13 protein-coding genes and 1 riboswitch are annotated in these 13,258 nt (G+C 72.1%); of the genes, 10 read left to right on the plus strand and 3 right to left on the minus strand.

Translation table 11 applies throughout. The features are described 5' to 3' along the window. Window positions 1-16 precede the first annotated feature (16 nt). The 9 genes from AB0G16_RS01530 (at window position 17) to AB0G16_RS01570 (ending at window position 9,228) form a co-directional block, all read left to right on the plus strand. Complete coding sequence (locus tag AB0G16_RS01530) at window positions 17-1,690, plus strand: SpoIIE family protein phosphatase (protein WP_362797172.1); 1,674 nt, start codon at window positions 17-19, stop codon at window positions 1,688-1,690. A gap of 297 nt (window positions 1,691-1,987) precedes the next feature. Beyond that, window positions 1,988-2,557 carry a TIGR03086 family metal-binding protein gene (locus tag AB0G16_RS01535; RefSeq protein WP_362797174.1) on the plus strand — a complete coding sequence of 190 codons (570 nt, stop codon included), beginning with the start codon at window positions 1,988-1,990 and terminating at the stop codon, window positions 2,555-2,557. A gap of 173 nt (window positions 2,558-2,730) precedes the next feature. Beyond that, window positions 2,731-3,327, plus strand: coding sequence for a metal-dependent phosphohydrolase (locus AB0G16_RS01540; RefSeq protein ID WP_362797176.1), 597 nt, complete (start codon window positions 2,731-2,733; stop codon window positions 3,325-3,327). An 85-nt stretch (window positions 3,328-3,412) separates the two neighbouring features. Continuing rightward, the gene (locus AB0G16_RS01545) at window positions 3,413-4,213 is read left to right on the plus strand and encodes a DeoR/GlpR family DNA-binding transcription regulator (protein ID WP_362797178.1); all 801 of its coding nucleotides are present in this window, start codon (window positions 3,413-3,415) and stop codon (window positions 4,211-4,213) included. Beyond that, window positions 4,210-5,289, plus strand: a complete 1,080-nt coding sequence (galT, locus tag AB0G16_RS01550) for a galactose-1-phosphate uridylyltransferase (protein WP_362797180.1) — start codon at window positions 4,210-4,212, stop codon at window positions 5,287-5,289. Before AB0G16_RS01545 ends, galT begins: the two co-directional genes overlap by 4 nt. Window positions 5,290-5,360: 71 nt before the next feature. Next, a riboswitch (cyclic di-AMP (ydaO/yuaA leader) is annotated at window positions 5,361-5,496 on the plus strand. Window positions 5,497-5,499: 3 nt separating this feature from the next. Next, the gene (locus AB0G16_RS01555; RefSeq protein ID WP_362797182.1) at window positions 5,500-6,474 is read left to right on the plus strand and encodes a hypothetical protein; all 975 of its coding nucleotides are present in this window, start codon (window positions 5,500-5,502) and stop codon (window positions 6,472-6,474) included. 360 nt (window positions 6,475-6,834) lie between these two features. Beyond that, a complete protein-coding gene (locus AB0G16_RS01560) occupies window positions 6,835-8,025 on the plus strand; it encodes an RNA ligase RtcB family protein (RefSeq protein ID WP_362797184.1) in 1,191 nt (396 codons plus the stop codon). Beyond that, window positions 8,022-8,690: a peptide chain release factor H gene (gene prfH / locus AB0G16_RS01565; RefSeq protein WP_362797186.1), complete on the plus strand. Its 669-nt coding sequence runs from the start codon at window positions 8,022-8,024 to the stop codon at window positions 8,688-8,690. The genes AB0G16_RS01560 and prfH overlap by 4 nt, the downstream gene beginning before the upstream one ends. 31 nt (window positions 8,691-8,721) lie before the next feature. Then, window positions 8,722-9,228, plus strand: a complete 507-nt coding sequence (locus tag AB0G16_RS01570; protein WP_362797188.1) for a DinB family protein — start codon at window positions 8,722-8,724, stop codon at window positions 9,226-9,228. A gap of 108 nt (window positions 9,229-9,336) precedes the next feature. Here AB0G16_RS01570 and AB0G16_RS01575 read toward each other — a convergent pair whose 3' ends face one another. Together AB0G16_RS01575 and AB0G16_RS01580 are read right to left on the minus strand one after the other, a co-directional pair. Next, the gene (locus AB0G16_RS01575) at window positions 9,337-9,882 is read right to left on the minus strand and encodes a MarR family winged helix-turn-helix transcriptional regulator (RefSeq protein ID WP_362797190.1); all 546 of its coding nucleotides are present in this window, start codon (window positions 9,880-9,882) and stop codon (window positions 9,337-9,339) included. A gap of 5 nt (window positions 9,883-9,887) precedes the next feature. Continuing rightward, the gene (locus AB0G16_RS01580; protein ID WP_362797192.1) at window positions 9,888-11,195 is read right to left on the minus strand and encodes a site-2 protease family protein; all 1,308 of its coding nucleotides are present in this window, start codon (window positions 11,193-11,195) and stop codon (window positions 9,888-9,890) included. A 209-nt stretch (window positions 11,196-11,404) separates the two neighbouring features. On the opposite strand from AB0G16_RS01580, the gene AB0G16_RS01585 reads away from it, so the two are divergent. Beyond that, on the plus strand, window positions 11,405-12,010 hold the full coding sequence (locus AB0G16_RS01585) for a response regulator transcription factor (RefSeq protein ID WP_362797194.1): 606 nt from the start codon (window positions 11,405-11,407) through the stop codon (window positions 12,008-12,010). 54 nt (window positions 12,011-12,064) lie between these two features. On the opposite strand, the gene AB0G16_RS01590 is transcribed toward AB0G16_RS01585, so the two are convergent. After that, window positions 12,065-13,180 carry a PP2C family protein-serine/threonine phosphatase gene (locus AB0G16_RS01590; protein ID WP_362797196.1) on the minus strand — a complete coding sequence of 372 codons (1,116 nt, stop codon included), beginning with the start codon at window positions 13,178-13,180 and terminating at the stop codon, window positions 12,065-12,067. Window positions 13,181-13,258: the final 78 nt, after the last annotated feature.

A 13,258-nucleotide genomic window follows, 5' to 3' on the forward strand; every position in this document is an offset into this window, starting at 1 on the left:
TATGCCAGGCTTCAGGATGGGTAGCCCCGCATCCATGCACGAGCAGCTCTCGCTGCTCAACGCCGCCAGCAAGAGAATCGGCAGCACGCTGGACATGTTCGAGACCGGCAGGGAGCTGATGGACGTCGCCGTGCCGCGTTTCGCGGACGCGGCCGGCATCCTCGTCCAGGACCGGCTCGTGACCGAGGGGGAGTTCCCGCAGCAGAACAACGACGGCTCGGCGCTGGTGCGCCGGATCGCGGTCGGCGTGGCCGACCCCTTCCCCGGCGAGTACGCCAAGGCCTTCCCGGTGGACGAGGTCGCCGTCTACGACGCCTGGACCCCGTACGCCCGGTGCATGGCCACCGGCAACCCGATCCTCTACCCCCGGCTGGGACGCCGGACGGCCGAGGAGATCGGGCGGTTCTGGAAGCGCGACTCGGTCTCCAAGGTGCTGGAGGACAGCTCGTTCCTGGTGGTCCCGCTCAAGGCGCGAGGCCGGGTGCTCGGCTTCGTGATCTTCACGCGCCGGCCCACCAGCCAGCCCTTCGACGAACAGGACGTGAACCTGGCCGAGGAGCTGGCCGCCAGGACCGCGGTCTGCCTGGACAACGCCCGGCTCTACAACCGCGAGCGGCGTACCGCGCTGACCCTGCAGAGCAGCCTGCTTCCGGTCGACCTCTCCCAGCCGCTGGGCCTGACGATCGCCTCCCGCTACCTGCCCGCCAGCGACCTGGTCGGCGTGGGCGGCGACTGGTACGACGTCATCCCGCTGCCCGGCTGCCGGGTCGCCCTCGTGGTCGGTGACGTCATGGGCCACGGCATCAGGGCGGCGGCCACCATGGGTCAGCTCCGCACGGCCGCGCGTACCCTGGCCAGCCTGGACCTGAGCCCGGCCGACGTGTTGTTCCGGCTCAACCTGATGAGCCAGGACCTGGACGCCAGCCAGATCGCCACCTGCGTGTACGCCACCTACGACCCGGTCACCCGGCGCTGCGCCATGGCCTGCGCCGGGCACGTCCCGCCGATCCTGGTGCGGCCCGGCGGCGAGACCGAGCTGCTGGAGCTGCCGCCCGGTCTCCCCCTCGGCATCGGCAACGAACCGGCCGAGATGCGGGAGTTCACGCTCCCCGACGGCACGGTGCTCGCCTTCTACACCGACGGCCTGGTCGAGAGCCGCGACCGGGACATCGAGGAGGGCATAAGCGCCCTGCGCGCCCTGCTCTCCAGCCAGAACCACGACCTGGAAGAGGTCTGCAACCTCACGATCAGCGCCCAGCGGCCGGGCCACGAGCGCGACGACATCGCGCTGCTGCTGGCCAGGGTCTCCGAGCTGACCCCGAAGGAGTTCGTCGAGGTGTCGATGCCGGCCGACCGGCGGTCGGCCTCCCAGGCGCGGCGCTTCGTACGGTCCACGCTGGAGGACTGGGGCCTGTCCTCGCTCTGCGACAACACCGAGCTCATGGTCAGTGAACTGGTGGCCAACGCGGTCGAGCACGGCGAGGGCGAGGTCGAGCTGCGCCTGCTGCGCGGGCCCACGCTGGTCTGCGAGGTGTCCGACACCTGCTCGTCCGTGCCGGTCATGCGGGAGGCGTCGACCACCAGCGACACCGGCCGCGGCCTGCACCTGATCAACTGGCTCGCCCACCGCTGGGGCTCCCGTCTCACCGAGAAGGGCAAGATCGTCTGGATCGAGCAGCGGCTGCCGTAGGGGCGTCCACGCGGGATCCGGGACCGCTCCCGCGGGCGCCGGGGACCGCGCGACCCGGCCGGGGCCCTTCCGGCCGGGTGTCGCGACGGCACCGGAGAGCGCCCACGCCCTTCGGTACCCGTCTCCACCGGTCGGCGCCACGGTCGGCGCCGGAGTCTGTGCCGGTCGGCGCCTCCGGGTGCCCCTGGGTGCCCTCCGGCCTCCCCGGTCATGTCCGTCGGCGCGATGACTACTGGCGGTCCACAGGTTACGGTCAGGAGGAGAGCCACGGCGCGACCCGGGAGGAGATCGGGAGGCATGATCACCATCGACGTACCCGAGGCCTACCGCCGCGCGCTGGACGCCTTCGGCGCGCTCGTCCACCGGGTCGGCCCCGGACAGTGGGAGAACCCGACGCCCTGCGTCGACTGGGACGTCCGGGCGCTGGTCGACCACGTGGTCGGCGAGAGCCTGTGGGCTCCGGAGCTGCTGGCCGGACGGTCCTCCGCCGAGGTCGGCGACGCCTTCGACGGCGACCTGCTCGGCGACGACCCCATCAAGGCGTTCGACACCTCGGCTATGGCCGCCGTCCAGGCGGTGACCGTCCACGGCGCCCTGGAGGGTGTCGTGCGGCTGCCGTTCGGCGACGTACCCGGCCTCGAGTACGTCACCGAGCTGTTCGCCGACGCCCTCATCCACACCTGGGACCTGGCCCGCGCCATCGGCGCCGACGAGCGGCTCGACCCCGAACTGGTCGAGGCCTGCGCCGCCTGGTTCACCGCGGCCGACCCCGGCCACCCGCGGCCGGCGTCCGGCCCGGAGCCCGGCCGGACGCCGGCCGAGGAGGCCCAGGTCCGGTTGCTGGCCTCCTGGGGCCGCCACGCCTGACCGGCCGCGCCACCCGCCCCACGGCCGGGATGCCCCCGGCCGGGCCATCCCCGGCCGGCCCCGGCCGGAACCGCCTCCGACCGGGCCCCTCGGCCGGAACCGCCTCCGATCGGGCCGTCCCCGGCCGGGCTCCCGGCGCGGACGGCGACCCGCCCACCCCTAGGCTCCCTGGCATGAGCGAGAAGCTGATGACCCGCTGGCGGGCCCTGGCCGGTCCCGGAGCCGAGCGGCTCGGCCGCGAACTGATCGCCCGCTACGAGGAGCCGCACCGCAGGTACCACACGACCGCCCACCTGGAGGCGGTCCTCGCCGGGGTCGACGCCCTGGCGGGCCACGCCGAGCACCCGGACCTGGTGCGGATGGCGGCCTGGTTCCACGACGCCGTCTACGACCCCCGGCGCGGCGACAACGAGGAGCGCAGCGCCCGGCTGGCCGAGCGCGCGCTGCCCGGGACGGGGCCGGCCCCCGAGGCGGTGGCCACGGTCGCCCGGCTGGTCAGGCTGACCCTCACCCACGACCCGGCGCCGGGCGACGCCGACGGGGCCGTGCTCTGCGACGCGGACCTGGCGATCCTGGGCGCGCCCGAGGAGGTCTACGCCGCCTACGCCGCGGCCGTACGCGAGGAGTACGCCTTCGTCCCCGACGAGGCGTTCAGGACGGGCAGGGCGGCGGTGCTGCGCTCGTTGCTCGAGCTTCCGGCGATCTTCCACGTCGCCGGGCCGGAGCGGGAGGCGCGCGCCAACATCGAGGCGGAGCTTGGGCGATTGTGAGCGGACGGTCCACCATGTTCCAACAACCACCCCGGCCATCGCCGTGGTAATTTGGGGAAATCTGGTGGATTAAGGGGAGTGGACGATGCTGGCCCAGCAGCGGCAGCAGGCGATCCTGGAGAAGGTCCGCGGCACCGGCGGGGTCAGGGTCGCCGATCTGGTCCGGGAGCTCGGCGTCTCCGACATGACGATCAGGCGCGACCTGGAGGTGCTCGCCGAGCGGGGACTGGTGGAGAAGGTCCACGGCGGCGCCACCGCCGCCGGTCCCGGTTCCACCGAGGAGCCGGGCTTCACCGCCAAGTCGGTGCGCCAGCAGGCGGAGAAGGAGACGATCGCCCGCAGCGCCGCGGGGCTCGTCCGGCCCGCCACCGCCGTCGCGCTCTCCGCGGGCACCACGACCTGGACGCTCGCCCACCACCTGGTCGACGTGCCCGAGCTGACCGTGATCACCAATTCGGTCCGGATCGCCGACGTCTTCCACCGCTCCCCCAGGGCCGACCGCACGGTGGTGCTGACCGGCGGGGTCCGCACCCCCTCCGACGCGCTGGTCGGCCCGGTCGCGGTCTCGGCGATCCGCCGTCTGCACGTCGACACCCTCTTCCTCGGCGTGCACGGGATGAGCGCCCGCGCCGGGTTCACCACGCCCAACCTGCTGGAGGCGGAGACCGACCGGGAGCTGGTCGCCTCCGCCCGCCGCCTGGTGGTGACCGCCGACCACACCAAGTGGGGCACGGTCGGCATCAGCACGATCGCCGAGCTGGCCGAGGCGCACATCGTGGTCACCGACTCCGGCCTGCCCGACGAGGCGCGCGAGGAGCTCGCCGCCTCGGCCGGCGAGCTGATCATCACAGAACCTCAGCAGGAGAGCGAGATCGCCACCCGATGAAACGCACCGTCACCCACCTGGCCGACGGCCGGGAGCTGTTCTACTTCGACCGGCGCGACGACGCGGACCGGAGCGCGATCGACGAGCGCGACCTGCCGCCCCGCCCCGCCGCCTCCGAGCTGCGCTACGACCCGCTGACCGAGGAGTGGATCGCGGTGGCCGGCCACCGGCAGGGCCGCACCTTCCTGCCCCCGACCAGCGAGTGCCCGCTCTGTCCGTCCAGGCCGGGCAACCTCACCGAGGTCCCCTCCCCCGACTACGACGTGGTGGTCTTCGAGAACCGCTTCCCCTCGTTCTCGGACCAGCCGGGCGAGTACCCGCAGCCGGGCGGGCTGAGCGAGGTCCGGCCCGGGGTCGGCCGCTGCGAGGTGGTCTGCTTCACCTCCGAGCACGACTCCTCGTTCTCCCGGCTGTCGCCCGAGCGGGTCGAGCTGGTCATGGAGGCCTGGATCGACCGTACGGCCGAGCTGTCGGCCCTGCCCGGGGTCGAGCAGGTCTTCTGCTTCGAGAACCGGGGCGCGGAGATCGGCATCACCCTGGCCCACCCGCACGGGCAGATCTACGCCTACCCCTACGTGACCCCGCGCACCAGGCTGACCCTGGCGGCGGCCGGGCGGTACCGGGAGCGGACCGGAGGCGACCTGTTCGCCGACGTCCTCGCCTCCGAGCGGGAGGCCGGGGTGCGGGTGGTGGCCTCCAACGAGCACTGGACGGCGTTCGTCCCGGCGGCGGCGCGCTGGCCGGTCGAGGTCCACCTCTACCCGCACCGGCGGGTCCCCGACCTGGCCGGTCTCCAGGCCGCCGAGCGGGCGGCGTTCGGACCGCTCTACACCGACGTGCTGCGCCGTCTCGACGGGCTCTTCGACATGCCGATGCCCTATATCGCGGCCTGGCACCAGGCGCCGGTCGACACCGGCCGCGACCTGTCGTACGCGCACCTGGAACTGTTCAGCATCCGCCGCGCGCCGAACAAGCTGAAGTATCTCGCCGGATCGGAATCGGCCATGGGGGCCTTCGTGAACGACGTGCTGCCCGAGCAGACAGCACATCTCCTGCGCTCCATTGTCACGAACTGATCACCGATGGGTCTCGTTTGATGTCGCGTGACCTGGGGTTTACCACTACTATCCTTCCCACATCGGCTGTAGTCGCCGATACGCCTAATCCCAGGCGCCTCGCCCGGGAGCCGGGGAACCACCGCACCTGGGGTGAAACCACTTCGGTGGAAGGGCGTCTCCAGCCCGAACCCGTCAGCTAACCCGGTAGGCGGAAGGAGAGGAGAGTACGTGGCGGCCTCGCCCCCCACGTTCCGCCGCCATGCCGCTCTGGTCCTCTGCCTGAGCTCGATCGCCGCGTTCACCCTCGGCGCCCCCACCGCCGGGAGCGCCGACCCCAAGCCGACCGAGGCCGAGCTCCGCGCCGAGCTGGTCAAGCTCAACAAGAAGGTCGACGCGCTGATCGAGACCTACGCGGCCACGCGCGAGTCCCTCGGCAAGGCCGAGAAGGGCGAGGCCGTGGCCAGGCAGAACCTGCGCAGGGCCGAGGAGGTCTTCGACGAGAACGCCAGGCAGGTCAACGCCATCGTCCAGCTCCAGTACCAGAGCGGCATGGGCGGCCTGCCCGGCCTGCTGTTCTCCGAGGACATGAGCGGGGCGGCGGTGATGGAGCAGCTCGCCGCCGAGCAGAGCGCCCGGCTGAAGGGGTTCGCCGACAGCGTGGAGCGCAGGAGGAAGGCCACCGAGACGGCCTCCCGGCTGGCCGACGAGATCATCAAGGAGGCCAAGGAGGTCCAGGAGCAGCGCAAGGAGGCCGAGGAGGTGATCGAGGACATCAAGGACAGGCTCGACCGGCTGGTCCCCACCGGTTCCGGTCGCCGCTCCGACGGCAGCTGGGCCCCGCAGTTGCCCACGGGCGCCGACAACATCACCGACCGGACCCGGATCATGCGCGACGCGATCAGGAGGCGTTTCGACCTGCCGTACTCGGTCGGCTGCTACCGGGCCGCGAACGACGGCGGCGAGCACCCGCTGGGCCGCGCCTGCGACTTCATGATGAGCGCCGGCGGCACGATGCCCTCGGCCGCCAACCTCAGGCTCGGCGACGAGATCGCCGCCTGGGCCATCAAGAACAAGGCCAGGCTCGGCGTGAAGTACGTGATCTGGCGGCAGCGCATCAACCACGGCTCCGGCTGGCGGGTCATGTCCAACCGCGGCGGCGTCACCGCCAACCACTTCGACCACCCGCACATCTCGATGTACTGAGCGGCCGGACCTCCGGCCCGTGGTGACGCCTTTACCGGGCATGTCCAGGGCACCTGGCGGAGGCCTCGTTCGATGATCTTCGGCAGGTACGCGGCGAGGTGAGGGCCGGCGCGAGCCCGGGAGATCACATCTGCTCGCCGTGGTCTCCACAGTGCCGGCCGCGTCGGCGCACACGGCGTGAGACGGCGGTGAGCACGGGCATACCGGTCCACGCGACCGAAAATCGCTTGCCCCGGACGGCAGGGCTCGGGGAACGTGGTGTCCATGACGCTCTGACGGACAGCACCCCTCACCCCGCGATGCCACGGCGCCGACGCGCCCCGTGACGCTGCCCGCCCACACCTTCTCGAGAGAGCCTCCTTGTCTCAGCGACCCTCCCGGCAGGAGTCCCCGCCACCGTCCCCGGCGGCCGCGGGCCCGGCCACCGTCACCGTGTTCGCCTCCCCCGCGAGCTGGATCGAGTCCGACGCCCTCGCGCAGTGCCACCAGGTGGCCGCCCTCGACGGCATGACGCGCGTCGCCGCCATGCCGGACCTGCACCCCGGCAAGGGCGCCCCCATCGGGGCCGCCATGACCTCCACCGTGCTGTACCCGTTCCTGGTGGGATCCGACATCGGGTGCGGCATCGCCGTGTTCCCCATCAGGCTCAAGCGCGCCGTACCCGAGAGGCTCGCCGCCCGGTTCCCCGACCTCGATCGCGCGCTGGATCCCGAGCGCGACGCCGACGACCCGGTCTGGGCCGTCGTGAAGGGCGACATCCCCGCCGGTCACGTCGAGGGCCTCGGGACGGTCGGCCGGGGCAACCACTTCGTCGAGCTGGCGCGGATCGGGACCGTCCTCGAACCGGACCACGCGAGCCGTCTCGGAGTCGCCGAGGGCGACCTGGTCCTCGTCGTCCACAGCGGTTCCCGGGGGCTGGGCGAACGGATCCTGCGGGCGCACACCGAGGTCCACGGCGCGGGGCCCGCCCCCGACCCCGGCGCCTACCTGGCGATGCACGACGACGCCGTACGCTGGGGATCGCTCAACCGGCGGCTGATGGCCGCCCGGGTCGCCCACGCCCTGGGGGCCGAGCCCGCCGAGCCGATCGTCGACCGGTGCCACAACCTGGTCGAGATCCGCGACGGGCTCTACCTGCACCGCAAGGGGGCGGCGCCGGGCGACGGATGCGACGTGCTCATCGCCGGTACGCGAGGCACCCCCTCCTACCTCGTGGCCGCCCACGCCGGGCCGGACGCCTGTCATTCCGTCGCGCACGGCGCGGGCCGCAAGATGTCGCGCGCGGACGCCCTGCGCCGGGGCCGGGCCAAGCACACGGTCGAGGAGCTGCGCCGCACGCCGGTGGGGTCGCTGGTGGTGTGCGGGGACCGCCAGCTGCTCTTCGAGGAGGCGCCGACGGCCTACAAGCGCATCGAGCAGGTGATCTCCGACCTCGTCGACCACGGCCTGGCCACGCCCGTGGCCACCACGGTCCCCCTGGTCACCTACAAGACGGCCGACCTCGGGGCCTCGCCCCGGCGGGACCGGCGCCGCGAGCGGGGGCGGCGGTGAACGTCCACCTGCTCCTGTCGGCCGGGCGCGGCCCGGCCGAGTGCGCCTGGGCGCTGGCCCGGCTGCTGCGCCGCCTGGAGGCCGACGCCACCCGGCAGGGCGTGGAGACCCGGCGGACCGAGACCGTTCCCGGCGACCGGCCCGGCACCTACCGGTCGGTCCTGATCCGGATCTCGGGAGCCGGCGCCGAGACGTTCGCCGCCTCCTGGACCGGGACGCTGTGCTGGCAGGCCCCCAGCCCGTACCGGGCCGGTACGGGCCGGAAGAACTGGTACGTCATCGCCCGGCCGTGCCAGGTCGACGTCCCGCGCACGACGTTCGCGGAAGCGGATGTCGACATCGTCGCCTGCCGCACCGGCGGGCCCGGCGGTCAGCATCGCAACAAGGCCAGCACGGCGGTACGGGCGACCCATCGGCCCTCGGGGATCGTCGTCGTGGTCGACACCGAACGGCAGTTCAGCCTCAACCGCCGCCTCGCCGTGCGGCTGCTGCGACAGCGCATCGAGGACGGCGACCAGACGGCGGAGCGCGCCGTCACCGGCGCCCGCCGTCACATCCACGACGAGCTCGTGCGCGGCGACCCCGTCCGCATCGAACGTCTGGGGACACCGGGGCCGGGGGCGGCTTCCCGGGAGGGGCGGTCGGGCGGGCGCAAAAGCGTATGACAGTGGTGGTAAGTACCGACAGGATTACCCCATGACCGACAAACGTATCGATCCCCCCTTCGTCGCCGACGAGCGCTCCATGCTCCACTCCTGGCTGGAGTGGCATCGGGAGACGCTGGAGGTGAAGTGCGCCGGGCTCTCCGACGAGCAGCTCCGGCTGCGTTCCGCCGAGCCCTCCTCCATCTCCCTGCTGGGCCTGGTCCGGCACATGGCCGAGGTCGAGCGGAGCTGGTTCCGCAGGGTCCTCGGCGGCGAGGAGGCCGCCCCGTTCTACTACTCCGACGACGATCCCGACGGTGACTTCGACAACCTGGGGTCGAGCAGCGTCGAGGAGGCGTTCGCGACCTGGCGGGCCGAGATCGCCCACGCGCGCGAGGTGTCGATCACCCTCCCCCTGGACACGATCGGCAAAGGACAGCGCCGGGGCAAGGACGTCTCGCTGCGCTGGATCCTCATCCACATGATCGAGGAGTACGCCCGGCACAACGGCCACGCCGACATCATCCGTGAGCGGATCGACGGGGCGACCGGGGACTAGGCAACCGGGGGCGGGGAATCGGCGGACGCCTGAAGGCGGGCGCGAGGCCGCGCGAGGGGCGGCCTCCGGGCGGGGGCCGCACCGGGTGACGGGCCGAAGGAGCACGGTTCAGCGCGGGGCCGGCATCTCCGCCAGTACCGCGGCGATCACCTGGTCCAGGCCGGCGAGGTTCGCCGGGCGGGCGACGGCCGCCTCGGCGAACCGGGCGAGCAGCCGGGCGAAGACCTCGCGTTCGGACTCGTCCCAGTCGGACATCAGGCCGTTCAGGTAGGTGCGCCGGTGCCGGACGACGGCCTCCAGGACGCGCCGTCCCCGCTCGCTCAGCACCAGGCGGGCCCGCCTGGCGTCCACGGCCGACTCCTCGCGCTCCACGAAGCCGGCGCCGATCGCGTCGTTGACCAGCCTGCTGGCGGTGGAGGGATCGACGTCCAGCTGCTCGGCGACCGCGCCCACGGTCACCTCGGGCACGTCCAGGCTGAGCTTGTGCAGGGCGTGCACGACCATCACGTTCGACATGTGCACCGGCCGCTGCGACTCGGTGGCCTTGCGCGCGCGCAGGGGGCGCGACCAGATCCGGCGGAGCCGGAACAGCGCCACGTCGATCAACGCTCCGGGCGCGTCGTCGCTCGTCGCTCCGGACGCGTCGTCGTTCATCGGGATCAGCCGGACAGGCGGACGGGGTTGACCAGGTCCGCGTACATCAGCAGCCCCGCCATGATGACCATCAGGAAGGCGATGGCGTACGTGAGGGGGAGCGCCTTGGCGATGTCGACGTGCCCGGGCGCGGGACGGCGGGTGATCCGGGCGAAGGCGCGCTTGAGGCCCTCCCAGAGGCCGCCGGCGATGTGGCCGCCGTCCAGCGGGAGCAGCGGGATCAGGTTGAACAGGCCGATCGCCAGGTTGAACCCCGCCAGCAGGTTGACGAAGACGACGATCTTGTTCTCCACCGGGATGGCGGCGGCGGCGATCTCACCGCCGATGCGGCTCACGCCGATCACGCCGATCGGGCCGTTGCGGTCGCGCTCGTCACCGGAGAAGGCCGCGTGCCAGACGCCGACCATCTTCTCGGGGAACCTCATCAGGGACGCCGCGGTGGCCGAGGTGAGGTCCCCCATGTGCTCGACCACGGCACCGAGGTCCTGCCGCTCGATGACGATCCTCGGGCTGACGCCGAGGTACCCGACGCCCTTCTCGATCTTGCCCGGCTCGTCCGGGGACTCGCGGTCCTGGGCGATCAGGGAGGCGTTGACGGTCAGCTCCTGGCCGGCGCGCCTGATGCCGATCGCGATCGGCCCGGCTCCGTGGTCGCGGATGGCGCGGGTGGCCGCCTCCCAGCTCGCGGCGGGCCTGCCCGCCACCGAGACGATGACGTCCCCGGGCCTCAGCCCGGCGCGGCTGGCCGGGCTGGGCTGGTCGGCCGCGGTGCACTCGGGGTTCTTCTTGAACTCGGCGGCGGTCTTGACGCACTGCGGGATCGAGGCGATCTCGGTCTTGTACGTGGCGACGCCGAACCCCATGAGCACGACGCCGAAGAGGACGAACGCCAGCACGAAGTTCATCGCCGGGCCGCCGGACATGATGATGACCTTCTGCCACCAGGGCTTGCGGTAGAAGACCCGGTCCTCGTCGCCCGCCCGGACGTCCTCCAGGGCCACGTCGCGCGCGTTCTCGATCAGGCCCTGCCAGGGGCCGGTGGAGACCGAGCGGACCTTGCCGGGGGCGTCGGTGGGCCTGGGCGGCAGCATGCCGATCATCCTGATGTAGCCGCCCAGCGGGAGCCATTTGATCCCGTACTCCGTCTCGCCGCGGCGACGCGACCACATGGTCGGGCCGAAACCGACCATGTACTGCGTGACCCTGACGCCGAACAGCTTGGCCGGCACCAGGTGGCCGATCTCGTGCAGCCCGATCGACACCATGAGTCCCACGAGAAAGATGACGATCCCGACCACGAAGAGCCAGCTCACAGGTTCATACTCCCATCGCGGTTTCCCCGGTGACACCCCCTAAGAGGTTAGCCGAACTATCGGGCCCTCACGCGGGTCCGCGGGACCCGTGTTCCCCGGTGGATCTGGTAGGCGACTTTACCGATCACGCACGCGTTGTTTACAATGAGCGATCGCACGATCACTCTTCGACGGAGTGAAGGCGGTGGCGAGGAGGAGAGAGGAGCGTCTTGATCGGGATTCTGGTCGCCGAACACCTGCCTCTGGTACGGCGCGGGCTGGTGGCGTCCCTGGAGGGCGAGACCGACATGAAGGTGGTGGCCGAGGTGGCCACCGGCGAGGAGGTTCTCCCGGCCGTCCTGCGGCACTCCCCGGAGGTCGCGGTCGTCGATCTCGCCCTGCCCGGGATCGACGGCCCCGGCGTCGCGCTGCGGCTGCGCGAGGAGGCCCCCCGCTGCGGGGTCCTGCTGCTGTCGCACGATCCCAGCCCGGGTCAGGTCCGCCAGGCCTTCGCGGCCCACGCGCTCGGGTTCATGAGCCTGCAGGTGGGGCCCGAGCAACTGGCCGGCGGCATCCGCCTGGTCGCGTCCGGCCGCCGCGCCGTCGACTCCGAGCTCGCGGTGGCGGCCCTGAGGTCGGCGGAGAATCCCCTGACCCCCCGCGAGCTGGACGTGCTGCGGCTGGTCGCCCGGGGCGCGAAGTCGCACGAGATCGCCGAGGCGCTCTTCCTCTCCGTGGGAACGGTCCGCAACCACCTGTCCCGGATCATCTGCAAGACGCAGGCGCGCAACCGCCTCGACGCCGTGCGCATCGCCGGCCACTCCGGGTGGCTCTGAGCGCCACCGGGCCCCGGAGGATCAGGGTCCCGCGAGGATCAGGACGTGTGAGGGTCAGGGACGCCAGATGAGGATCAGGGCGCAGTCGTCGTTGTGGCCCGCCGACATGGAGGCCACCAGGTTGCGGGCACCGTCGCGGAAACCGGTGGGCACCAGGCGCTCGGCCTCTCCCAGCAGGCGGTCCAGGCCCGCGTCGATGTCGCGGCCCGGCTGCTCGATCAGGCCGTCGGTGTAGAGCATGAGGGCGTCGCCCTTGCGGAGCATCCCCCGGTCGGCCTCGCAGTGCAGGTCGGGCACGACGCCGAGGACGACGCCCTTGGCCGGGGAGACCTTCCACGTGCCGGTGCCCGCCTCGAACTTGACCACCGGGGGGTGGCCCGCGGAGGTGATGACGTACTCGCCCGTCGCCAGGTTCAGCCGGAGGTGGACGGCGGTGACGAAGCCCTCGGCCTCGCGCTGGCGGTGCAGGTAGGCGTTGCAGGCGGGCAGGAAGTCGTCGACCGAGCCGAGCAGCCCGCCGAAGGTGCCGGAGAGCAGCAGCGCCCGGGTGCCGGCGTCGACGCCCTTGCCCGACACGTCGACCAGGGCGAGCTCCACCGTGTCGCCCTCACGGATGGAGACCAGGAAGTCCCCTCCGAAGGAGGAGCCGCCGGCCTGCTTGAGCACCACCTTGGAGCCCCAGGACTTGGGCAGGTGCGGCAGGTCGCTCTGGCTTTTCAGGCGGTCACGGAGTTCGAGCAGCATCGCGTCGCCGCGCAGGCCCTGCACGCCGAGCTTGCCGCGGGTACGGGCCATCAGCGCGGCCAGCACGGCGGTGAAGCCGAAGGTGACCAGCAGGCCGGGGCCGATGTGCCCGACCCCCCGTACGACGGCCACGTAGACCAGGGCGGCGGCGACCGCGCAGAGGAGCTTGGCGAGGCTGTTCAGGCGGAGCTGGAGCCCCGCCACGAGTGTGATCGGGATCATGAGGGCCGGGGAGAACCACTCCATGGAGACCCTGGCGGCCAGGACGCCGACCAGCAGCGTCAGCAGCGTCAGCGTGATGAGCAGGTTGCGGTCGCGCGCCAGCGGCCCCTTGCGCAGCAGGCGTACGAGGGGGACGAGAAGCGGGACACGGACCAGGAACGCGCGGAGCGCCGGAGGGAGCAGCGGCACCGGACGGGAACTCATGATGCGCCTGACTGTATCCGGCCGTCCCCCCTTTGGGCAGTCCACTTGACCAACGCCTTGATCATTAAGCATGGATAT

It is taken from the genome of Streptosporangium sp. NPDC023615, assembly GCF_040640155.1.
Taxonomy (GTDB): Bacteria; Actinomycetota; Actinomycetes; order Streptosporangiales; family Streptosporangiaceae; genus Streptosporangium.

Coding starts and splice junctions, on each gene's coding strand:
- AB0G16_RS01540 (WP_362797176.1), top strand. CDS start 2,731: ATGAGCGAGAAGCTGATGACCCGCTGGCGGGCCCTGGCCGGTCCCGGA.
- AB0G16_RS01575 (WP_362797190.1), bottom strand. CDS start 9,882: ATGAACGACGACGCGTCCGGAGCGACGAGCGACGACGCGCCCGGAGCG.
- galT (WP_362797180.1), top strand. CDS start 4,210: ATGAAACGCACCGTCACCCACCTGGCCGACGGCCGGGAGCTGTTCTAC.
- AB0G16_RS01535 (WP_362797174.1), top strand. CDS start 1,988: ATGATCACCATCGACGTACCCGAGGCCTACCGCCGCGCGCTGGACGCC.
- AB0G16_RS01590 (WP_362797196.1), bottom strand. CDS start 13,180: ATGAGTTCCCGTCCGGTGCCGCTGCTCCCTCCGGCGCTCCGCGCGTTC.
- AB0G16_RS01570 (WP_362797188.1), top strand. CDS start 8,722: ATGACCGACAAACGTATCGATCCCCCCTTCGTCGCCGACGAGCGCTCC.
- AB0G16_RS01530 (WP_362797172.1), top strand. CDS start 17: ATGGGTAGCCCCGCATCCATGCACGAGCAGCTCTCGCTGCTCAACGCC.
- AB0G16_RS01545 (WP_362797178.1), top strand. CDS start 3,413: ATGCTGGCCCAGCAGCGGCAGCAGGCGATCCTGGAGAAGGTCCGCGGC.